This window comes from Streptomyces sp. NPDC004667 (genome assembly GCF_040609475.1).
Lineage (GTDB): Bacteria > Actinomycetota > Actinomycetes > Streptomycetales > Streptomycetaceae > Streptomyces.
Window position 1 is genome coordinate 1 of sequence record NZ_JBEXKC010000060.1, and the last position, 20,823, is coordinate 20,823.

The 20,823-nt window shown below is 72.4% G+C and carries 23 protein-coding genes and 1 pseudogene; 15 read left to right on the plus strand and 9 right to left on the minus strand.

Annotated elements, in window-relative coordinates; translation table 11 throughout:
- Positions 1 to 154: 154 nt before the first annotated feature.
- From ABZW32_RS27760 to ABZW32_RS27775, 4 genes are read left to right on the plus strand one after another with little or no spacing between them, the layout of a single operon-like run.
- A complete protein-coding gene (locus ABZW32_RS27760) occupies positions 155 to 1,261 on the plus strand; it encodes a hypothetical protein (protein WP_356220749.1) in 1,107 nt (368 codons plus the stop codon).
- Positions 1,262 to 1,293: 32 nt separating this feature from the next.
- Positions 1,294 to 1,770, plus strand: coding sequence for a macro domain-containing protein (locus ABZW32_RS27765; RefSeq protein ID WP_356220751.1), 477 nt, complete (start codon positions 1,294 to 1,296; stop codon positions 1,768 to 1,770).
- Positions 1,771 to 1,816: 46 nt separating this feature from the next.
- Positions 1,817 to 2,401, plus strand: a complete 585-nt coding sequence (locus ABZW32_RS27770; RefSeq protein WP_356220753.1) for a GNAT family N-acetyltransferase — start codon at positions 1,817 to 1,819, stop codon at positions 2,399 to 2,401.
- Between the two features lie 55 nt (positions 2,402 to 2,456).
- Complete coding sequence (locus tag ABZW32_RS27775) at positions 2,457 to 2,813, plus strand: VOC family protein (protein ID WP_356220755.1); 357 nt, start codon at positions 2,457 to 2,459, stop codon at positions 2,811 to 2,813.
- A 10-nt stretch (positions 2,814 to 2,823) separates the two neighbouring features.
- Here the strand turns inward: ABZW32_RS27775 and ABZW32_RS27780 are convergent, their stop codons facing one another.
- Both ABZW32_RS27780 and ABZW32_RS27785 read right to left on the minus strand, forming a co-directional pair.
- Positions 2,824 to 3,099 (minus strand): hypothetical protein, encoded by a 276-nt coding sequence (locus ABZW32_RS27780; RefSeq protein WP_356220758.1) that lies wholly within the window; start codon positions 3,097 to 3,099, stop codon positions 2,824 to 2,826.
- 165 nt (positions 3,100 to 3,264) lie between these two features.
- Positions 3,265 to 3,432: pseudogene (locus tag ABZW32_RS27785) on the minus strand (TetR/AcrR family transcriptional regulator); the annotation flags it as partial.
- A gap of 161 nt (positions 3,433 to 3,593) precedes the next feature.
- Between ABZW32_RS27785 and ABZW32_RS27790 the strand changes: the two are divergent.
- A complete protein-coding gene (locus ABZW32_RS27790) occupies positions 3,594 to 3,977 on the plus strand; it encodes a hypothetical protein (protein WP_356220760.1) in 384 nt (127 codons plus the stop codon).
- On the opposite strand, the gene ABZW32_RS27795 is transcribed toward ABZW32_RS27790, so the two are convergent.
- The 5 genes from ABZW32_RS27795 to ABZW32_RS27815 form a co-directional block, all read right to left on the minus strand.
- Positions 3,964 to 4,416: a nitroreductase family deazaflavin-dependent oxidoreductase gene (locus ABZW32_RS27795; protein ID WP_356220762.1), complete on the minus strand. Its 453-nt coding sequence runs from the start codon at positions 4,414 to 4,416 to the stop codon at positions 3,964 to 3,966. The genes ABZW32_RS27790 and ABZW32_RS27795 overlap by 14 nt on opposite strands.
- A 207-nt stretch (positions 4,417 to 4,623) precedes the next feature.
- Positions 4,624 to 4,809: a hypothetical protein gene (locus ABZW32_RS27800; protein WP_030226344.1), complete on the minus strand. Its 186-nt coding sequence runs from the start codon at positions 4,807 to 4,809 to the stop codon at positions 4,624 to 4,626.
- 128 nt (positions 4,810 to 4,937) lie between these two features.
- Positions 4,938 to 5,963, minus strand: a complete 1,026-nt coding sequence (locus ABZW32_RS27805) for a YdcF family protein (RefSeq protein ID WP_356220863.1) — start codon at positions 5,961 to 5,963, stop codon at positions 4,938 to 4,940.
- 5 nt (positions 5,964 to 5,968) lie between these two features.
- Entirely contained in the window at positions 5,969 to 7,561 is a 1,593-nt protein-coding gene (locus ABZW32_RS27810; RefSeq protein WP_356220765.1) for a D-aminoacylase, read from the minus strand.
- Between the two features lie 2 nt (positions 7,562 to 7,563).
- The gene (locus tag ABZW32_RS27815) at positions 7,564 to 8,844 is read right to left on the minus strand and encodes an alanine racemase (protein ID WP_356220766.1); all 1,281 of its coding nucleotides are present in this window, start codon (positions 8,842 to 8,844) and stop codon (positions 7,564 to 7,566) included.
- A 186-nt stretch (positions 8,845 to 9,030) separates the two neighbouring features.
- Here ABZW32_RS27815 and ABZW32_RS27820 point away from each other — a divergent pair, with 186 nt between their 5' ends.
- Positions 9,031 to 9,843, plus strand: coding sequence for an IclR family transcriptional regulator (locus tag ABZW32_RS27820; RefSeq protein ID WP_356220769.1), 813 nt, complete (start codon positions 9,031 to 9,033; stop codon positions 9,841 to 9,843).
- A complete protein-coding gene (locus tag ABZW32_RS27825; protein ID WP_030226332.1) occupies positions 9,840 to 10,250 on the plus strand; it encodes a RidA family protein in 411 nt (136 codons plus the stop codon). The genes ABZW32_RS27820 and ABZW32_RS27825 overlap by 4 nt, the downstream gene beginning before the upstream one ends.
- Positions 10,251 to 10,318: 68 nt before the next feature.
- Here the strand turns inward: ABZW32_RS27825 and ABZW32_RS27830 are convergent, their stop codons facing one another.
- Entirely contained in the window at positions 10,319 to 11,656 is a 1,338-nt protein-coding gene (locus tag ABZW32_RS27830; protein ID WP_356220771.1) for a M14 family metallopeptidase, read from the minus strand.
- A gap of 125 nt (positions 11,657 to 11,781) precedes the next feature.
- On the minus strand, positions 11,782 to 13,476 hold the full coding sequence (locus ABZW32_RS27835; RefSeq protein WP_356220774.1) for a glycoside hydrolase family 18 protein: 1,695 nt from the start codon (positions 13,474 to 13,476) through the stop codon (positions 11,782 to 11,784).
- Positions 13,477 to 13,826: 350 nt separating this feature from the next.
- Here ABZW32_RS27835 and ABZW32_RS27840 point away from each other — a divergent pair, with 350 nt between their 5' ends.
- From ABZW32_RS27840 to ABZW32_RS27875, 8 genes are all read left to right on the plus strand, one after another.
- A complete protein-coding gene (locus ABZW32_RS27840; protein ID WP_356220776.1) occupies positions 13,827 to 14,798 on the plus strand; it encodes a hypothetical protein in 972 nt (323 codons plus the stop codon).
- Positions 14,799 to 14,838: 40 nt separating this feature from the next.
- Entirely contained in the window at positions 14,839 to 15,540 is a 702-nt protein-coding gene (gene cpaB, locus ABZW32_RS27845; RefSeq protein WP_356220779.1) for a Flp pilus assembly protein CpaB, read from the plus strand.
- Positions 15,541 to 15,547: 7 nt separating this feature from the next.
- Entirely contained in the window at positions 15,548 to 16,834 is a 1,287-nt protein-coding gene (locus ABZW32_RS27850; protein ID WP_356220781.1) for an AAA family ATPase, read from the plus strand.
- 84 nt (positions 16,835 to 16,918) lie between these two features.
- Positions 16,919 to 17,248, plus strand: coding sequence for a TadE/TadG family type IV pilus assembly protein (locus ABZW32_RS27855; protein WP_356220784.1), 330 nt, complete (start codon positions 16,919 to 16,921; stop codon positions 17,246 to 17,248).
- Between the two features lie 37 nt (positions 17,249 to 17,285).
- Complete coding sequence (locus tag ABZW32_RS27860) at positions 17,286 to 17,621, plus strand: TadE/TadG family type IV pilus assembly protein (RefSeq protein WP_356220786.1); 336 nt, start codon at positions 17,286 to 17,288, stop codon at positions 17,619 to 17,621.
- Positions 17,618 to 18,964: a CpaF family protein gene (locus ABZW32_RS27865; protein WP_356220788.1), complete on the plus strand. Its 1,347-nt coding sequence runs from the start codon at positions 17,618 to 17,620 to the stop codon at positions 18,962 to 18,964. The genes ABZW32_RS27860 and ABZW32_RS27865 overlap by 4 nt, the downstream gene beginning before the upstream one ends.
- Entirely contained in the window at positions 18,961 to 19,899 is a 939-nt protein-coding gene (locus tag ABZW32_RS27870; protein ID WP_356220790.1) for a type II secretion system F family protein, read from the plus strand. The genes ABZW32_RS27865 and ABZW32_RS27870 overlap by 4 nt, the downstream gene beginning before the upstream one ends.
- A 16-nt stretch (positions 19,900 to 19,915) precedes the next feature.
- Positions 19,916 to 20,818 carry a DUF5936 domain-containing protein gene (locus ABZW32_RS27875; RefSeq protein WP_356220792.1) on the plus strand — a complete coding sequence of 301 codons (903 nt, stop codon included), beginning with the start codon at positions 19,916 to 19,918 and terminating at the stop codon, positions 20,816 to 20,818.
- Positions 20,819 to 20,823 lie beyond the last annotated feature (5 nt).

A 20,823-nucleotide genomic window follows, 5' to 3' on the forward strand; every position in this document is an offset into this window, starting at 1 on the left:
CATCGCGAAGCGACGCGACGAAGGAGCGCCCTTGAGGGACCGGCCCGACACGGAAGGACAGTGGACTGGCGGGACGCCCCCAGCCCTCCCCTGATACCGACCGGGGGTGCACCGCCCACCCCGACCCCACCCCGACCTGCATAAGGTCCCTCCCATGACCCGGACCACACCACCGCGCCCGCTCGATGTCGAGGCGCTCTTCCCCGAGCTCGCCGCCCACCGGGGGACGACCACCCGGCTGCATCCGCGGCCGGGCCGCCCGGGGGTGGGAGACAGTTCCGTCGGCGGGCCGATGCTGTGGCCGGCGGACGAGCCGTGGCCGGTCTGTACCGCGAAGCACAAGCGGTCCCGGGGGCGCCGCCCCGAGGACGTGCACCGCGAGCGGCAGGTCCTGGACGCCGCCTGGGAGCGGGACCCGGTCCACGGTCCGACGGACGAAGAGCGCGCGCTCCTGGAGGAGTTGCGCCGCAGGCACCGTGTCCCCGAGGCGGGTGACACCGACCCGCTCCCGATGATCGGTGTCGCGCAGCTCTACCGCCGCGACCTCCCCGACCTGCCGGCCGGTCCGGACGGCTGCGACCTCCTCCAGGTCTTCTGGTGTCCCTTCGACGCCCACGGCGTCAACATGACCGGCATGGCACTCCAGTTGCTCTGGCGGTGTTCGTCCGAATTGACCGAGGCGGCGACCGGGCTGCTGCTGCCTCCGCCCCGGCCGCAGGTCGTCGGTTCCCCCGGCTACGTGGTGGAGCCTTGCGTGCTGCATCCCGAGCAGGTGGTCACGTATCCCTTCGCGGGGCTCCTGCCCGAGGACCTGTGCGATCGGATCCACGCCCGGGAGGACGCCCTCGACGAACTGGCGGAAGAGGAAGCGGATGCCCGAGCCCTGGCCCAGAGCCGAGCCCAAGCCCAAAGCGGGGACGGGGAGTACGAAGAAGGGCCGGACGGCCTCTCCTACCCCGCCTACCAGTACGACCTCTCCATCCCGCCGGGCTGGCGCGTCGGCGGTTTCGCTTCCTGGCACCTGACCGATCCGGCCCCCATGGACTGCACGGCCTGCGCGACGCCGATGGAACTGCTGCTGACCGTCGACAGCTCGGAGTGGGACGGCGGCAGCGGCAGTTGGCGGCCGCTGGAGGACCGGGGTCCGGGTGTCAGGGTGTCCTCCACGCCCACCGAGGCCGTCGTGGGCCGCTGGGGCGAGCTCAACGTCTTCGCCTGTCCGTCCGATCCCGGGCACCCGCACCGCTGGAGCATCCAGTGAGGGTTGTCAGTGCCACCGCCTAGCGTGGAGGCATGAAGCCGATCAGGATCATCGCCGGAGACGCCACGAGCCCGCAGGCCAAGGGGCCGAAGCTGATCGCGCACGTGTGCAACGACATCGGTGGGTGGGGCAAGGGGTTCGTGCTCGCCGTGTCGCGGCGGTGGCCCGAGCCGGAGGCCGAGTTCCGGGCCTGGCACCGGGGGAGGAGCGGGAACGACTTCGGGCTCGGGGCCGTGCAGGTGGTGCGGGTGCGGCCCGACGTGTGGGTGGCCAACATGGTCGGCCAGCGCGGGATCCGGACCGGCAGCGGCGGGCCGCCGATCCGCTACGACGCCGTCGCGCGCTGCCTCGCCACCCTGGCCGATCACGCCGTCGAACTGGGGGCCGGCGTCCACATGCCCCGGATAGGCTGCGGGCTCGCCGGGGGCGACTGGGCCCGTATCGAACCGCTGATCACCGACGCCCTGTGCGCCAGGGAGGTGGAGGTGACGGTCTACGACCGGAGTTGACCTCTCAGCCGCACCGAACCCGCATCCCCGTGGCAGCATCGGGGGCATGCGCTACCGATATGCCGTAGAAGCCGATGCGCCGGCCCTGGCAGGGCTGTTCGCCGCCAATCACCACGACGCCCTGACCGAGGAGCAGCGGGCCGAACAGGGCTTCGTGCAGGGGGCCTTCGGGATCGAGGCCCTGCGCGGGATGGCCCGCGACCGGGAGTTGCTGGTCGCCGACGCCGGGCAGGGGCGGCTCGCCGGGCTGCTCGCCCTGTCGGTGGCCCGGGACATGGGCGATCCACCGGCGGCGGTGCTCGGACTGCTGCACGCGCAGGGCGTCCTCCACTGGCAGGGGCGGCCGCTCGGGGAGGTGCCGTGGCTGCTGTACGGGCCGGTCGTGGTCGACGCCGCGTTCCGCGGACACGGGGTGGCCCGGGGGCTGTTCGGGATGGCGCTCGACGCGGCGGTGGGGCGGGCCGAGCTGCTGGTGGCCTTCATCGAATCGGGGAACGCCCCTTCGTGGAAGGTGCACGTCGACGCCTTCGGGATGATCCCGCTCGGGGAGTACGTCGTCGACGGCCGGACCTACGCGGCGGTGGCGGTGCCGGTCGCTCCGCGAGGTGAAGGGGGCTCGGGGACGGCCTGAGAAGACGCGTCCGAGCGGCCTGTTCTTCGAGGCCCGTCGACCCTAGGCTCAGCGGATGACCTTGGAATGGGAACAGGTAATCGTCCACTCGGCGGATCCGGCGGCACTGGGGCAGTGGTGGGCCGAGGCCCTCGGCTGGGTCGTCGTGTACACCTCTGACGACGAGTTCGAGATCCGCCCGGCGCCGGACCGCATGCCGGGGCTGGACTTCGTCCGGATCGACGAGGACAAGAAGGCCAAGAGCCGGCTGCACCTCGACTTCAGGCCCGACGACCAGGACGCCGAGGTGGCCCGTCTGGTGGCGCACGGCGCACGCCGTGTCGACATCGGACAGGGCGATCAGCCGGGGTGGGTCGTCCTGGCCGACCCCGAAGGCAACGAGTTCTGCGTCCTCGGCCCGCGGAGTCAGTGACGCGCACCGGCTAGCGCGGTTCGTGGGCCGCCTGTCGGCAGGCGCCGTTCGCGGCGCCGCCGGCGACGCCGGCCGCGGTCATCCCGTTCACGCACCCCGCAAGGTCGTTGACCACACCACGGGTGCACGCGGCCTTGACGGCGTCGGTCACCGCGACGCCGGACAGCTCGACCGTCTTCGTGCAGGCCGGGATGTCCGCCTGGGCGGCGGGGGCGGCCAGGGCGGCGCCGCCGAGCGTGAGGGTGAGGCCGGTGAGGACGCCGGCGATACGGGTCGACGTGCGCATGGAAGGCACCTGCTCTCCGGAATCGCGCGGCCGCGGAACCGGGTGTCCCGGATCAGCGGAGGAAGGGCGAAAACGAGCGGATGCGAGGGTTCCTCCCTCCCCCTTCGACGCTAGAACAGCTCCCCGCCGCCCGCACCCGCGCTCAGCGCCCGCGCCCACCGGAGCTCACCGTGCGGACGTCCAGCCCTGGCGGCGCAGCCTCTCGAAGCCGTCCAGGAGCAGGTCCAGGGCGAACTCGAACTCGAACTGGTCGTCGCAGCCGCCCCCGACGGTGGAGTCCCCGTCGTGCGCGGTCGCCGCGGCCAGCTCCGCGATGTCGGGGGTTCGGGCCGCACGGCCCGTCCGTGACCGTCCGTCCCGGAGGGCCGGACGAGTGATCGTGCCGGACACGCCGGATCGGCGGTCCGTGGCGAATCGATTCGCCACGGACCGGGCCTCCTAGGGTCGGCCCCGCAGTCCCGCTTGATCATCTTCGAGAAGGGATCATTCCCCGCATGAAGCTCCGCAACGCCGTCGCCGCCACTCTCGGTGCCCTCGCGCTCACGCTGTCCATGTCCGGCTCGGCCTTCGCCGCCGAGGGTCAGTTCCACTACACGTACCAGGAGGAGGACGGCCAGGTGCGCGAGGCCGCCCTCAGCAACCCCGCCAACGACAGCTGCGTCAACCTCTTCGGCGCCGGTGCCGACGAGGCCCCGGCCGGCTACGGTCCGGAGAACGCCACCGACTCCTACGCGGTCCTCTACCTCGGCGCCGACTGCAACGAGGAGAGCCCCAAGGAGCTCCTGCAGCCGAAGGGCCAGCGTGCCACCGACGACATGAAGGTCCGCTCGGTGAAGTTCACCACCGAGCGCCCCAGCCTCCGCCTCATGCCTCGATGATCACCAGCGGGATCTCCCGCGGCCGGGACGCTTCCCGGTAGTCGTCGAACAGCGGCCACAGGGCCGTCATGGCCTCCCAGTACGTTTCCTGCTCCAGCGCCGTCGCCGTGCGCGCCCGGGCCGGGAAGACGTCGGCGCCCACCTGGAGGCGGACCTCCGGGTGGGCGGTGAGGTTCCGGTACCAGGCGGGGTGGCGCGGCCCGCCCGAGCCGACGGCCACGACCAGGTGGCGGCCGGCGTCCCGCCCGTAGACCAGCGGCGTGCGCACCGTCCGCCCGGTCGCCCGGTCGAGGGTGGTGAGCAGCAGGGTGGGGACCCCGTGCCACAGGTGGCCGTCCGCGCCCCCGCTCGCGACGTACGTGCGGACGTGCTCCAGGCGCGGTCCGGGGCGCGGGTCCGTGGGGTGGTCCCAGTCGACGGTGACGGCGACGCTGTTCATCTGACCTCCGTGGCGCGGCCCCCGGACGGCTAACGACCTCCGTCGGTTCTGGATGCGGCACATCGGCACACCGCCCGTGCACGGGGTGACGGTTCCGGTCCCTTCCGGTGCTGAAACGTGCCTCTCGGCTTCGCAGAGGGTCACCGGGGGACCACGGCCCGGGGTGCGGCCCCGGGCCGGACCGTCGGCAGTGCCTTCGAGCGGCCGCTAGGGCAGATAGCGCTCGATGACCTGCGGCCCCTCCTTCTCCATCAGTTGGCGCGCCTTCTCGACCCGCTCCGGTGTCACGTCCTGCCCGGTCGCCATCACCAGGTCCTCGGGGTCGTACGGCCGCTCCCCGCCCGTGAAGAGCCGGTCCGACCGGGTGGGCTGCTGGTCCGCTTCACTGTCCATCGGTACCTCCTCGTGCCCCCTCAGGCCCCCATACTCCGGCCCCGGCCCCATGAACGCACCTCGGGACGCCGGGCGCCGCACGGAACCCCGGATCGGGCCGCGGACCAGGCCTCGGATCAGGCCCCGGATCAGGCCCCGGACCCGGCGGCGGTGAGGGTGGCCAGGGCGCCGAGGGCGGTCAGCAGTCCGCAGATCCAGAGGTTGACCGCCCTGTGCTCCCAGAACACCGCGACGAACTCGCGCAGCGTCGCGCTGGGCAGGAAGTACCGCGCCGTCGGCGAGCCCAGCACCTGTCCGTTGACCCCGGCCTTGCGGGCCATCATCGCGGCGCGGAAGGCGTGGAAGTTGTTGGTGACGACCACGCACCGGTAGGCCGGGTCGGCCGCCTCCATGATCTGCCGGGAGAACAGCATGTTCTCCTCGGTGGTGGTGGACCGGTCCTCCAGCACGATGTGCTCGGCCGGAACCCCCTCGGCGATCAGCCAGTCCGCCATCGCCCGCGCCTCGGCGACCTTCTCGTCGGTGCCCTTGCCGCCCGAGGGGAGCAGCACCGGCGGGCGGCTGCCCCGGGCGATCTGGGCCGCGTAGATCTCCTGGCCCTTGCGCAGGCGCGAGGCCAGCAGGGGCGGCACCCGTTCGCCGCCGATCAGGCCGGAGCCCAGCATGACCACGTGGTCGACGTCGCCGCGCACCTTGATGCGGCCGTAGAGGAAGGCGTAGCCGAAGAAGCACAGGAAGACGAAGGAGACGTAGCCGACGACCAGGGTGAGGGTCGCCGCGACGCCGGCGAGGGTCTTGGAGCCGGTCCAGGCGACCGCGATCAGCAGGGCGATCATCGCGAAGATCCCGAGCCCGGCCAGCAGGGACAGCAGGTTGGCCGGCCGGCCGCCCTCCTTGCGGACCATGGTCACGCCGTTGCGGACGAGGAAGACGCCGAGGGCCACCACGCCGACCGCGGGCACGAAGAAGACGAGCGCGAACAGGGTCAGCGCGGCCCACGGCGGCAGCGCCGTCAGCTGGAGGAGCATGACGAACGAGAGGGAGACGAAGGTCAGTCCGAGCAGGACCGCGTTGCGGAAGCGGCGGCGGTCCTTCCAGGCGCTGACGCAGAACACGAGGAAGAGCAGGGCGGGGAGGACGAAGGCGGCGACCATGGCGTTCATCGTATGGGCCTACGGTGAACGGGAGTCCGGCGCACGGAGCGGCCCGCCAGGACGTCCGTACGGCGTCCGTCGCGGATGACGGGAAGGCCGTCGATCAGTACGTGCGGGATGCCGTGCGGCAGCGCGCGCGGCGCCTCGAAGGTGGACCCGGCCGCGACCGTGTCCGGGTCGAAGAGGACCAGGTCGGCCCGGAACCCCTCGCGCACCAGGCCCCGGTCGGGCAGGCGCAGCCGGGCCGCGGGGCGGCCGGAGAGGTGGGCGACGCATTCCTCCAGGGAGAGCACGCCGAGTTCGCGGACGTAGCGGCCGAGGTAGTGGGGGAAGGTGCCGTACGCGCGGGGGTGGGGCTTCGCGCCGTGCAGGATGCCGTCGGAGCCGCCGGTGTGGGCCCGGTGGCGCATGATCGTGCGGACGTTGTCCTCGTGGCCGACGTGCTGGAGGACGGTCGGGCCGAGCCGGTCCGCCAGCAGGAGCCGCCGGGCGGTGTCCCAGCCGTCCAGGCGGGTGCCCACGTGACCGGTGAGGGCGGCGGAGGCGGTCCCGGAGACCTCGATCGTCGACCAGTCCACGGGCACCCCGTGGCAGCCGTCGGAGCCCTCCGCCTCCATGGCGTGGCGGATCCGGTCGGCGGTGGCGTCGTCGCGCAGCCGGGCCAGGACCGCCTCGGGGCCGCCCTCGTTGGCCCAGCTCGGCAGCAGGGCGACGAGGGTGGTGCAGCCGGGGGTGTACGGGTAGCTGTCGAGCGTGAGGTCGGCGCCCCGGGCGAGGGCGGCGTCGAGGAGGTCCAGCAGTTCCCCCGCCCGGCCCTCGTTCTCGCCGAAGTTCATGGTGGCGTGGGCGAGGTGGAGGGCGCAGCCGGCCTCGTGGGTCAGGTCGAGCATCTCGGCGTAGGCGTCGAGCGCGCCGCGGCCGTACGAGCGGTGGTGCGGGCAGTAGTAGCCGCCGTAGCGGGCCACCACGCGGCACAGCTCGGTGAGTTCGGAGCCGGACGCGTACAGGCCGGGGGTGTAGGTGAGCCCGGAGGACAGGCCGACGGCGCCCTGCTCCATGCCCTCGGCGACGAGGGAACGCATCCGGTCGAGCTCGGCGGGGGTGGCGGGCCGGTCGTCCCAGCCGAGGGCGTACGCGCGGACGGTGCCCTGGGGGACGAGGTAGGCGGCGTTCACGGCGATGCCCTGGCCGCCGAAGCCGTGGTCGAGGCGGTCGAGGTAGCCGCCGACGGTGCGCCAGTCGAAGTCGACGTCCTCGCCGGTGCCGTTCCAGCCGGCGATGGCGGTGCGCACCCCGGTGAGGGTCCGCTCGTCGGCGGGGGCGTACGAGAGCCCGTCCTGGCCCAGGACTTCGAGGGTGACGCCCTGGGCGGCCTTCGCGCTGTGGTCCGGGTCGCGCAGCAGCGCGAGGTCGCTGTGGGCGTGCATGTCGACGAACCCGGGGGCCAGGACCAGCCCCCGGGCGTCGATCGTGCGCCGTCCGCCGCCCGGGATCCGGCCGATCCCGGCGATGCGGCCCTCGTGGACGGCGACGTCGGCGGTGTAGGAGGGGCCGCCGGTGCCGTCGGCGACGCGGGCGCCGCGGATGACGAGGTCCACCGTCAGAAGAAGGTGCGGACGAACTCGGTGACGGTGCCGTCGGACTGCACCAGCGGGATCAGCGGCCACTTCTCGAAGATGGTGCAGGGGTGCGACATGCCGAGGGCCACCCAGTCGCCGACCTGCACGTCGTCGGCGGAGCCGGTCTCCAGCCAGGCGTGCTGGTCGGAGAGTTTGACGACGCGGATCCCGGTGGCGGGCCGCTCCTCGCCGGTGAGGGCGTCACGGACCAGTTCGGCCTCGGGCAGGCCGAGGTCGTAGGCGATGTCGCGCTTGCCGGCGTTGACGAAGGCCTGGGTGGGGGAGGGGCGGGAGACGACCTGGGTCCACAGCCGGAAGGCGGGGCGCAGGCCGCCCTCCTCGGGGACCCGGTTGAAGGGGGTCAGCCGGGTGTACCAGCCGTGGTCGTGGGAGACGTACGCGCCGGAGCGCAGCAGCCGCAGCACGGGGCGGGAGAGCTCCGGGATCGCGGCGAAGACGTCGGCGACGGCGTCGAACCAGGCGGAGCCGCCCGCGCTGACGACGATCTCCTCCAGGTCGGGGGCGAACCGTCCGGCCTTGTCGAACTCGACGGCGAGGCCGGTGAGGCGGCGCAGGTAGGCGTGGACGGAGTCCGGGTCGGCGCCCGGCACCTCGGCCTCGTAGCCGGCGATGCCGGTCAGGCGCAGCGTGGTGGTGGCGGCGACGGCGTCGGCGACGGCGCGGCAGTCGTCGTCGGTGCGGGCGCCGGTGCGGGCGCCCTCGCCGGCGCCGAGTTCGACGACCACGTCGAGGACGGCGCCGCGGCCCTGGAGGGCGCGGTCCATGAGCTGGACGCCGCGGACGGAGTCGACATAGCAGACGAAGCGGAAGTCGGGGTCGGCGGCGAGTTCGGCGGCCACCCAGTGCAGGGCGGCGGGGTCGACGAGCTCGTTGGCGAGGAAGATCCGCCGGATGCCGAAGGCGCGGTAGACGCGGACCTGGTGGGGGACGGCGGCGGTGATGCCCCAGGCGCCGTGTTCCAGCTGGCGCTCGAAGAGCTGCGGGGCCATGCAGGTCTTGCCGTGGGGCGCGAAGGCGAGGTCGTGGCGGCGGGCGTACTCGCCGAGGGCGGCGAGGTTGTGCTCCAGGGCGTCCGCGTCCAGGGTCAGGACGGGGGTGGTGAATCCGCCGTCGTACAGGCCGCGGGCCTGGGCGGCGAGTTCGCCGACGGTGAGGCCGGCGCTCTGGGCGTCCGGGGGGAGCCCCTTGAACCGGTGGTCGACCGGTTCGTCGGCGAGCCGTCGGACTGCGTCGCTGGCCATGCGGATGCCTCCTCGTACCGTTGCGTGATATGCAACGAGCGTTGCGGGTGGTGCTTGTGGTGTCTAACATCCCGGATGACGACGGGTCAACGGCGCCCGGTTCCGGAGCGGGGCGACGGAGCGACGGCCGGCCGCGGACGAACGAGCGGACGGGCGGACGGGCGGACGGGACGGGAGGGGCGTGGCATGAGCCAGTCGGTGGAACGGGCGCTGCGGATCCTGCCCGCGCTCGCGAAGGGACCGGCGGGCCTCGGCGAGGTGGCCGACGGACTGGGCGTGCACAAGAGCACCGCCCTGCGCCTGCTGCGCACCCTCCAGGCGCACGGCCTCGCCTACCGGCAGCCGGACGGCCGCTACCGGCTGGGGGCCCGCCTGTTCGCGCTGGCCGCCGAGGCCGTCGAGAACCTCGACGTGCGCGACGTCGCCCATCCGCACCTGGTCGAGCTGAACCGGCTCACCGGGCACACCGTCCACCTCGCCCTCCACCAGGACGACGAGGTGGTCTACGTGGACAAGGTCGACAGTCGCTACCCGGTGCGGATGTACTCGCGCATCGGCCGCCCCGTCCCCCTCACCGTCGCCGCCGTCGCCAAGCTGCTCCTGGCCGATCTGCCGGAGGACGACCGGCGCGCGCTCGCGGGGCGGATCGACTACCCGCGCTACACCTCCCGCTCGACCCCGGACGCGCAGGCGTTCCTCGCCGAGCTGGCCCTCGTACGGGAGCAGGGCTGGGCCGCCGACCTCGGCGGGCACGAGGAGGCCCTGAACTGCGTGGGCGCGCCGGTGCGCGGGCCGGGCGGGAGGGTGGTCGCGGCGATGTCGGTCTCGGCGCCCGCAGTGGTGGTCGGCGCCGGAGAACTGCTGGAGCTGTTGCCCCTCGTGCGCCGAACTGCCGACATCATCAGCCGGGAGTACTCCGGCACCGCGCCGGAGCCGGACCGAGAGTCTCCGGACCGGGAGCCACCGGACCGAGAGCCAGAAGACGAGGACCTTCCGTGAGCGAGAAGACCGCCATCACCCCCGACACCCACACCGCGCCGCCCGCGAGGTTCTCGCACGGCGTGCGCAAGGGAAACATCCTCCAGGTCGCCGGCCAGGTCGGCTTCCTCCCGCACGTCGAGGGGCAGCCGCCGACGCCGGCCGGGCCGACGCTGCGCGAGCAGACCCTGCAGACGCTGGAGAACGTCCGCTCCGTACTGGAGGCGGGCGGCGCCGGCTGGGACGACGTGATGATGATCCGCGTCTACCTGACCGACACCGCCCACTTCGCCGAGATGAACGGGATCTACAACACCTACTTCGAGGAGCAGGGCCTCAAGGAGGCCCCGGCCGCCCGCACCACGGTGTACGTGGGGCTGCCGGCCGGGCTGCTGATCGAGATCGACGCGCTCGCCGTCCTGGGCTGAGCGGACCGGGCCGATCGGACCGGGCGGGGCGCCCCCCTGGCGGTGGGGCGCCCCGCCCGGTCATCGGGCTAGGAGCAGTACTGGGCTTCCTTGCCGATCGAGCGGTACATGCAGTCGGCGTTCTCCAGGAGCTGGAGCACGGCCTCCTTGTTGCGCGAGGTCTCGCGGTCGATGACCTCGTCGGGCGGGTAGAAGCCGCCGCCGCTGCCGGATTCGGACGGGTACATCTCGAAGGTGTAGGCGAAGACCTTCTGGTCGCCCCACAGCCAGTCGTCGATCGTGCCGTCGGTGATGTACAGGTCGCTCGACTGCTCGGGCGTGTAGCCGTTGCTGGCCGCCATGCCCGTGCCGATCTTCTTGTACGCGGCGAGGTCGTCGGCGGTCATGCCGGGCGCGGTGTCGTTGTACGTCCAGCCGAAGGGCCACAGGACCAGCTGGCTGTACGTGTGGAAGTCGATGGCGGCCTTGATCTGCTGCTTGCCGCCGACGACCCGGCTGCGGACGAAGTCGGAGACCACCTTGACCTCGGGGGCGGAGGCGGCGGCGGGGCCGCGGTAGGTCTCGGAGCTCTTGCTGGAGCTGGAGCCGCCGCAGCAGCCCCACTTGTAGTCCCAGTTGCGGTTGAGGTCGGTGCCGACGGCGGAGGAGCCGCTGTTGGGCTGCCGGTTCTTGCGCCAGGAGCGGTAGGAGCCGGTGGCGATGTCGTACTCGCCGCCGTCCGGGTTGAGGTCCGGGATGATCCAGATCTCGCGGTTGTTGACCATGTTGGTGATCCGGGGTTCGGTGCCGTACTTGGAGCCGAACTCCTTGAGCAGGTAGAGGGCCATCTCCACCGTGAGGTGCTCGCGGGCGTGCTGGTGGGCGGTGAAGAGGACCTCGGGCTCGGCCTCGTCGGTGCCCACGTTGTCGCTGATCTTGATGGCGTAGAGGTTGCGGCCCTCGTACGACTTCCCGATGACCTGCTTGCTCATGATCCCGGGGTACTGGGCGATGCGCTGGTCGATCTCCGCCGTCGCCTCGGCGTAGTTGTGGTAGTTGGAGTCCGCCGAGGGGAAGTCCATCGGCTTCGCCGCCGTGCCGCGCTCGCCCCGGTCCGGCGGGCCGGGCAGGGCGGTGAGCCGGTAGCCCCGGGCCCGCAGTTCCCTGGCCTGTGCGGGGTCGGCGCTGACCACGACCGAGCGGGCGTCCACCTCGTCGATCGAGACGCCGGAGCTCAGCAGGGCGGTGCGTTCGGCGGCGGTGGACGGGCCCTGGATCTCGTACTGGACGATCGCCTCGTCCTGCGTCGCGGTGGACGGGGTGGGCGGCGGTGCCGCCGTCGCGCTCATGCCGTAGGCGGGCGCGCCGAGCGCGAGCGCCAGGAGGGCCGCCGTGACGGCGGCCCTTCCGCGGTGGTGGAGCCGCATGCGTTCTCCTGGGTGGGAGTGTGGGGGTAGCCGTGCGGACGCGCACAGCGTGCTCTCGTGGCATGTCCCGGTCAAGAACCCCGTCCTTCCGGGGAGCCCGAACCGGCCACCCCCACACCTACCGCCTACGGGAGCCCGTGGACCTTGGGACCCACCGCGTTGGACCAGGCACTACCCGCCTTGGCGTCCCAGTTGGTCGACCAGGTCATCGCGCCGCGCAGTCCCGGGTACGTCTTCGACGGCTTGAAGGAGCCGCAGCCCGTGCCCTTGGTCAGGCAGTCCAGCGCGTTGTTGACGATCGTCGGGGAGACGTAGCCGCTGCCCGCGCCGCTGGGGGACGCCGGGACGCCGATGCCCACCTGCGAGGGGTCGAGCCCGCCCTCCAGCTGGATGCAGGCCAGCGCCGTCAGGAAGTCGACCGAGCCCTGGGAGTAGACCTTGCCGTCACAGCCGTTCATCGCGCCGCTGTTGTAGTACTGCATGTTCACCACGGTCAGGATGTCCTTGACCGCCAGCGCCGTCTTGAAGTAGCCGCCCTGGGTGGACTGCATGTCGATGGTCTGCGGGGCCATCGTCAGGACGAGCGAGGGGCCCGCCTTGGCCGCCAGGGCGCGCAGCGCCTGGGTCATGTACGTCGGGTTGAGGCCGTTCTCCAGGTCGATGTCGATCCCGCTGAAGCCGTACTCCTGCATCAGCGCGTACGCCGAGTTCGCCAGGTTGTTCGCGGAGGCGGAGTCGTTGACGGAGATGGTGCCCTTCTCGCCGCCGATGGAGAGGATGACGGACTTCCCCGCCGCCTTCTTCGCCGCGACATCGGCCTTGAACCGGTCCACGGTGTAGCCGCCGAGCCCCGCCGAGTCGAGATTGAAGGAGATGGCGCCGGGCGTGGTCGTGGCGTCGGCGAAGGAGACGGCGATGATGTCGTACTGGGAGGAGACGTCGGAGATCTTCTGGACGGTCGCGCCGTTGTTGAAGTTCTGCCAGTAGCCGGTCAGGGCGTGCCTGGGCACCGACGGGTTGGGGTTCGGGCCGCCGCCCCCGGTCGTGGTGCCGGTGACCGCCGCCGACTTCGGCCCCTCGCCCGCCGCGTTGTACGCGCTCACCTGGAACGCGTACGAGGTGGTGGCGGCCAGCCCGGTGACCTGGGCGGAGGCGCCGGACACCGTCTGGACGCGGACGCCGTCCTGGTAGACGTGGTAGCCCGTGGCGCCGCTGACCGCGTTCCACGAAAGGGTGAGCCCGCTCGCGCTCTGGCCGGAAACGGCGGCTCCGGAGGGGGCGCCCGGCACGCTCGGGCCGGGATCGGTACCGCCGCCCCCGTCCGGGCCGAAGACGCTGAACTCGTCGACCGTGTAGGCGGGCTGGCCGTACCAGCCGTGGGTCCAGACGGTGACCTGGGTGGTGTTCGGGCCGGTGGTGAAGGTGGTCGACAGCTTCTGCCAGCCGGAGCCGGAGCCGGGGGTCCAGGTGGAGACGTCCTGGGTGCCGGTGCCGGTCGCGCCCAGGTAGACGTACGAGCCCTGCACCTGGGTGCTCAGCGTGTACGTGGAATTCGGCTTGACCGTGACGGTCTGGCTGCACTGCGCGTTGTCCGAGCCCGCCGGGGTGGCGCGCAGGGCGCCCGCGCCGGCGTAGACCGGAGAGCTGACGACGGCTCCGCTGCCGCCGGTGCAGGACCAGTTGGCGAGGCCGTTCTCGAAGCCGCCGTTGCGGGCGACGTTGACGTCGGCGGCCTGTGCGGTGCCCGTGGCGAGGGCGGTCAGCCCGCCCGCGGCGAGGGTGGCGGCGCCCAGCAGGGCGAGGGAGCGTATGCGGTTCACGTGGGCTCCGTGGGGGGAGGAAGGGGGGAAGCGGAAGGAGGGGGAGTGGGGGTCCCCCGGAATGAACTGCCGGCGCAGCCAAGTTGGTCCAGACCAATCCTCGTGTCAAGGGTCTTTGCGAAGTGGCTTGAATTGGTCGGGCTTCCGATCCCTGTTGTCCGGGTTTCCCGCCACCTGTGACGACCCCTTCCGGCACGGGAATCACCAAGCCCCTGACCAGCCAGGGGTGACGCGGTTATGGTGCTGGGGCAAGGGGGGAGCGCGTCGATCGTTTGCGGTCGCGCAGCATGTGCGCGTACGTGAAAGCCGTGCGAACAGGCGTCGCGTACAGGGTGAACGGGGGGATTCGCGTGCCGACCGCCATCGCTGTCACCAGCGCCGACCTGGTGCTGCCCGCCCCCGACCGGCACACCCCCGGCGCCGCCGTCCTGCGCCCGCCCGGCGAGGCCGACCTGGAAGGCACGCTCGCCGAGACCTCCGCCCTGCTGGAGCGGCACGGCCACCTGGTGGCCGTCGTACCGCCCTGGCTCCCGCCCGCCACCGTGCGCCGCCTGCACACCGTGCGGGCCATCCTGGAGACCGACCGGATCGCGCTCCTCGACATCGATCTGCCGCCCCTGGGTACCGCCGTGCTGGTACGTCAGCTGCGCCAGCTCACGGTCTGCGACTTCAGCCCCGGGGTCATAGCCTCCGCCGCGCGGCTGCTGTCCCACTACATCCACGCGGGCGCGCTGCTGGGTACGGTCGCCAAGCTGGACCGGGTCCCCGTCGGGCTCAAGGCCCACGCCCGGTCCTGGTCGCCCAGCGCCCAGTTCGCCGTACTGGCCCACCCGACGCCGCACCTGGCCAGGCTCGGCTCCGCGGGGTCGAAGGGGGCGGGGTCGAAGGGGGCGGGGCCGAAGGGAGCGGGGCCGAAGGGAGCGGGGTCGAAGGGAGCGGGAGCGCAGGGGGCGGGGCCGCAGGGCGGGCTGCCGCCGGGACCCGGCTTCGCCACCCACCTCACCTTCGCGCGCGGAGCACTGTCCTCCGACTGGGTGACGGCCGAACTGGCCCCCGCCTGGCAGGTGCAGGGCGTCATGGAGAACCCGCTCCCCGCCGACTCCGCCGCCTGGTGGGCCACCCCGAAGCTCGTCGAGTTCGCCGCCGCCATCCCCGACCTGTCCGTGCTCTACCAGCTCGTCGCCTCGGTCCGCCGGGAGGAGTGCCGCTGGTGCGGCCTCGAACTCATCGGCGACCGCTGCGGATTCTGCGCCGCGCCCCTGGCCGCACCCCCGCCCGAGACCCCCGCCCGTACCGGCACCCGCTCCCGCTCCAGAACCTGACCGGCCCGAACGAACGAAGAACGGCGAGGTAGTACGGCTCATGAACTCACGCCAGCGCCGCGGCGTCATCCTGCTCCTGCTGTCGGTCCTGTGCGCCCTCGCGGCCTTCGCCGGGGTCCTGGTCGTGATCGGCGACGTCAACTCCAAGGTCGGGTCCGAGGTCGTCGCCTACCGCGTCAAGGGCGACATCGCCCCGTACAGCCCGCTCACGGCCGGCCAGTTCGAAGAGGTCAAGGTCCCCAAGCGGTGGCTCTCCGACACCGCCGTCACCGACCTGGGCGCCCTCCAGGGCAAGATCGCGCTCACCACCCTGAAGCGGGGCTCGCTGCTCCAGAGCGACATGTTCGTCGACAAGCCGCAGCTCCAGGCCGGGGAGCAGGAGATCGCCATCATGATCGACGCGGCGACGGGCGTGGCCGGCAAGATCACCTCCGGCGCCAAGGTCAACATCCTGGCCACCTTCAAGGGCGCCAAGGACACCGACCCCGCCCGCTCGGTCATCATCGTCGCCAACGCCCGCGTCCTGGGCGTCGGCAAACTCACCGCCCTCGACAAGGACAGCGACAAGAAGGGCCCCGCGGAGGCCGTCCCGATCACCTTCGCCCTGAACACCAAGGACACCCAGCGCGTCGCGTACGCCGAGTCCTTCGCGGAGCACGTCCGCCTGGCCCTGGTGGCCCCCGGCACCGACTCGACTCCCGGCCCGAGCGACCGCACGTACACCCTCGACGGGGACAAGTGAGGCCCGGATGACCACCCGAATCCTCCCCGCGGCCGGCGACCCGGACGCCGCCCGCGCCATCGTGGCGCTGCTCAGCCAGCTCCCGGACGCCGAGCCCGCCGCTCCCGTCCCCGATTCCACGACCCTCCTCGACACCCTGTTCCGGCTCGCCGCGGACTCCCTGGACGAACTGCCCGAGGTGGTCCTCGTCCACGAGCGGATCGGGCCCGTCCCCGCCCTGGAGCTGATCCGCGAAGTCGCCCTGCGCTTCCCCGCCGTCGGCGTGGTGCTGATCTCCTCCGACGCCGGGCCCGCCGTCTTCTCCGCCGCCATGGACTCCGGCGCGCGCGGCCTGATCGGCCTCCCCCTCGCCTACGAGGAACTCGCCGCCCGCGTCCAGGCCGCCGCCCAGTGGTCCGCGGGCGTACGCCGCCACCTGGGCCGCGGCCCCGAGGCGCCCGCCGGGCCGGGCGGCCGGGTGGTCACCGTCACCGGCGCCAAGGGGGGCGTGGGCGCCACGTTCACCGCCGTGCAGTTCGCGCTGGCAGCCGCCGCGGCGGGCCGGCGCACGGCCCTGGTGGACCTGGACCTCCAGGCCGGCGACGTGGGCTCCTACCTCGACGTGCAGTTCCGGCGCTCCATCGCCGACCTCGCCGGCATCCAGGACATCTCCCCGCGCGTCCTCCAGGACGCCGTCTACGAGGACCGCACCGGCCTGGCCCTGCTGCTGGCCCCGGCGGAGGGGGAGCGGGGCGAGGAGGTCGACGAACGGGCCGCCCGGCACGTCATCGGCGCCCTGCGCGCCCGCTACGAGCTCGTCGTCATCGACTGCGGCAGCCAGGTGACGGGCGCGAACGCCACCGCCGTGGAACTCGCGGACCTGGCCGTCATGGTCACCACCCCGGACGTGGTCGCCGTGCGGGCGGCGAAGCGGATGGTCCGGATGTGGGAGCGGCTCCAGGTGCGCAAGGCCGAGGACACCACGATGGTGGTGAACCGCTGGAGCAGGCACACCGAGATACAGCCCTCCCTGATCGAGAAGATCACCAAGACCCGGCCCACCCGCACCCCGGTCCCCGCCGCCTTCAAGGAACTGCAGGCGGTGGTGGACGCGGGCCGGGTGCAGGACCTCGACAACCGCTCGACGGTCAAGCAGGCCCTGTGGACCCTGGCCGGCGAACTGGGCCTCCTCGCCGCCCCCGACGCCCCGGCGGGATCCCAGGCCCCCGCCGCGCCCGGCTCCGGCTCCGGTTCGGCCCTCGCCCTCCGCGCGGCCGGCCCGGTGGCCCGGCTGCGGCGCGGCCGGGAGGGCTGAACGGTGGCCGGGCGGGGGCCCGTACGCGGGGGGCGGGGGTGGTTGCGGTCACGGTCGCGGTCGCGGTCGCGGGACCGGGGGCAGGTGGCCGTTGAGTTCGTCGGCATGGTCCCGCTGATCCTGCTGCTCGTGGCGGCGGTGTGGGAGTGCGTACTGATCGGATACGCCTTCTCCCTGGTCGGGAACGCGGCGGACGAGGCGGCCCGGGCCGGCGCGGTGAAGGGCGACGGGGCTTGCAAGGCTGCCGCCGGGAAGTACATCGGGGACGCCTGGGGCATGGGGGTGGGTTGTGACGGGGGCGGTGACGTGTACAAGGCCACGGTCACGGTCCAGATCCCGGTGCTCTTCCCCGGGCTCGACTTCGGCGAGATCAAGGGCGAGGCCGGCGCGGCGATGGAGAAGGAGGCGAAGTGACATGAGAAGGCGTCACACCCGCTCCGACCGTGGCCAAGTGGCCATCGAATACATCGGCTTCGTCCCGATCCTGCTGTTCGTCGCGCTCTGCGGGATCCAGCTGGGCTGGGTCGCCTACGTCCACGAACAGGCGGACACGGCGGCGCGGACGGCGGCGCGGGTGGAGGCCCAGCACCGCGGCCGGGGCGAGGCGGCGGGGCTCGCCGCGATCCGGTCGGGCCTTCCGGCGACGGTCTCCGTGCCCGGCGGCGGTGACGCCATCACCGCGACCGTGACCATCAAGGTCAACTCCATCATCCCCGGCCTCGACCTCCCGGACGCCACGGCCACCGCCGTCATGCCCAACACCGACCCGGACGGAGCCCGACCGTGAGCCTGCGTTCCCGGGTCAGCACCCCCGACGACCGCCACAGCCCCCGCGAGGACGGCCGCCTGGTCTCCTCGTACCGGGCCAAACTCCTCGAAGAGATCGACCTCGCCGAGATGTCCGCGCTCGCGCCCGCCGAGCGCCGCGCCCGCCTGGAGCGCGTACTCGGGCACATCATCAGCCGCGAGGGCCCGGTCCTGTCCACCGCCGAGCGCGCCCAGCTGATCCGCCGCGTCGTCGACGAAGCCCTCGGGCTCGGTGTCCTCGAACCGCTCCTCGAAGACGCCTCGATCTCCGAGATCATGGTCAACGGCCCCGACCAGATCTTCGTCGAACGCTCCGGCCGCGTCGAGCAGCTCCCGATCCGCTTCGCCTCGCACGAGCAGCTGATGCAGACCATCGAGCGCATCGTCTCCACCGTCAACCGCCGCGTGGACGAGGCCAATCCGATGGTCGACGCGCGCCTCCCCAGCGGCGAGCGCGTCAACGTCATCATCCCGCCGCTCTCCCTCACCGGCGCCACCCTCACCATCCGCCGGTTCCCGCGCGCCTTCACCCTGCCCGAGATGATCGCGCTCGGCTCCCTCGACGAGCAGATGCTCTTGCTCCTGTCCGGGCTGGTGCAGGCGAAGCTGAACCTGATCGTGTCCGGTGCCACCGGCACCGGCAAGACCACCCTCCTCAACGCCCTCTCCGGCCTGATCCCGGAGGGCGAGCGCGTGATCACCATCGAGGACTCCGCCGAACTCCAGCTCCAGCAGGCGCACGTGATCCGTCTCGAATCCCGCCCCGCGAACGTGGAGGGCAAGGGCCAGATCACCATCCGCGACCTCGTGCGCAACTCCCTGCGCATGCGCCCCGACCGCATCATCGTCGGCGAGGTCCGCGGCGGCGAGACCCTCGACATGCTCCAGGCCATGTCCACCGGCCACGACGGCTCCCTCGCCACCGTCCACGCCAACAGCTCCTCGGACGCGCTCACCCGCCTGCAGACCCTCGCCTCCATGTCGGAGGTGGAGATCCCCTTCGAGGCGCTCCAGGACCAGATCAACAGCGCCGTCAACGTCATCGTGCAGCTCACCCGATTCGGTGACGGCTCGCGCCGCATCACGGAGATCTCCATCCTCGAATCCCATGGCCGCGAGCCCTTCCGGATCACCACCGTCTGCCGCTACGTGGCCCAGCCCATGGGCGCGGACGGGCGCGTGCACGGCTACTTCGCGTACGCCCCCCTTCCCCGCCGGATCGCGGAGCGCCTCTACATGAACAGCCAGCCGATCCCCCAGGCCTTCGGCGTCGCACAGCCCGACGCCCTCCTCGACCCGCTCACCCCCCGGACCGTCCTGTGAACGACCTCGTCCTCCTCACCCTCGGCGCCACCCTGCTCGCCGGACTGTTCACGGCCCTCGGGGTGCACGCGTACTCGGCCGGGCTCGACCGGCGCGCCGCCCTCATCGAACGCCTCTCGGCGAGCGGCGAACCCCCGCCGGCCGGACGCAGGCGCCGCTTCCGCGGCGTCGACCGCCGCCTGCGCAGGACGGCGCTGGGCCGCCGCATCGAACTGAAACTGGCGACCACGGGACTGGACCTCACCCCCGGCGAGTTCTTCGTCTACATGCTGGCGGCCGTCGCCGGCACCTGGCTGGTCTGCGCCTCGCTGCTGGCCCCGTTCTTCGGCCCGGTGGCCGGGCTGATCGGCCTCTGGTCCGCCAACGCCTTCCTGAACTGGCAGCGCGCCCGCCGCACCGAACGCTTCATCAACCAGCTCCCCGAACTGGCCCGGATCCTCGCCAACGCCACCCAGGCCGGCCTGGCCCTGCGCACCGCCATCGGCATGGCGGCGGAGGAACTGGAGGCCCCGGCGGGCGAGGAACTGGCCCGGGTCGCGGACCGCCTCGCAGTCGGACACTCCATCGAGGAGTCCCTCGGGGAGATCGTCGACCGGCTCCCGTCCCGCGAACTGGTCGTCCTCGTCTCCACCCTGGTCCTCTCCGCCCGCGCGGGCGGCGCCATCGTGGGCAGCCTGCGCAACCTCACGGTGACCCTGGAGCAGCGCAAGGAGACGCGCAGGGAGATCCGTACGCAGCTCTCGCAGGTGACGGTGACGGCGTACCTGGTCCCGGCCATCGGACTGGGCTCGCTGCTGCTGGTGAACGCGATGATGCCGGGCGCCCTGGACCGGATGACCGGCGCGCTGGTCGGGCAGGTCGCGGTGATCGTCGCCCTGGGGCTCTTCGCGCTGGGCTTCGTCCTGATCCGCCGCCTGTCGAAGATCGACGTGTGAGGGGGCCGACGCCGCGATGACCGCCTACCTCCCCCTCCTCCTCGCCCTGGCCGCGGCCCTGTCCGTCTTCGGGGTCCTGCACGGCATCCGCCTCTACCGCGCCGACGTCAAACTCCCGACCGACCTCGCCCTGGCCCTGGAGGTCGGCGCCACCCGCACCACCGCCGTCGGCTCGCTCGTGGACCGCCTCGGCATCCGCTGGGCACCGCTCGTCCTGCGCCTGATGGGCCCCAAGCAGGTGGCCCGCAAGCGCCGCCAGATCGACATGGCGGGCAACCCGGCGGGCCTGACCATAGACCGCTACGCCGCCCGGCGCGCCGTCTACGGGTTCCTGGGCGGACTCGGCGCCCTGTCCATGCTGATGAACGGGCAGCTCGTCCTCGCCCTCCTCATGGTGGCCTTCGGCCTGTTCTGGATCGAGGTCGGCCTGTGGTCGGCCATCCGGGTCCGCCGCGACCACATCGAGCGGATCCTGCCGGACTTCCTCGACGTCCTCGCGGTCGTGGTCAGCGCCGGACTCGGCTTCCGCCAGGCCCTGGAACGCGTCGCGGACAAGTACACCGGCCCCTGGTCCGACGAGATCCGGATCACCCTGCAGCAGATGGACATGGGAGTCAGCCGCCGCCAGGCCTTCGACGAGCTGCGCAGGCGCAACGACTCCGAACAGGTCGCCCAGTTCGTCACCGCCCTCCAGCAGGGCGAGGAACTCGGCTCCCCGATCGTGGACACCCTCATCGCCATCGCCGAGGACATGCGCCGCACCGACGCCCAGAACGCCCGCCGCCGCGCCGCCCGCGCCGTCCCGAAGGCCACCTTCGCCGTCACCATGTTCATGCTCCCCGGCACCCTGATCCTGCTCGTCTGCGGGTTCGTCTACGGAGCCAACGTGGACTTCGGCGCACTGCTCGGGGGCGGGTGAGCCGC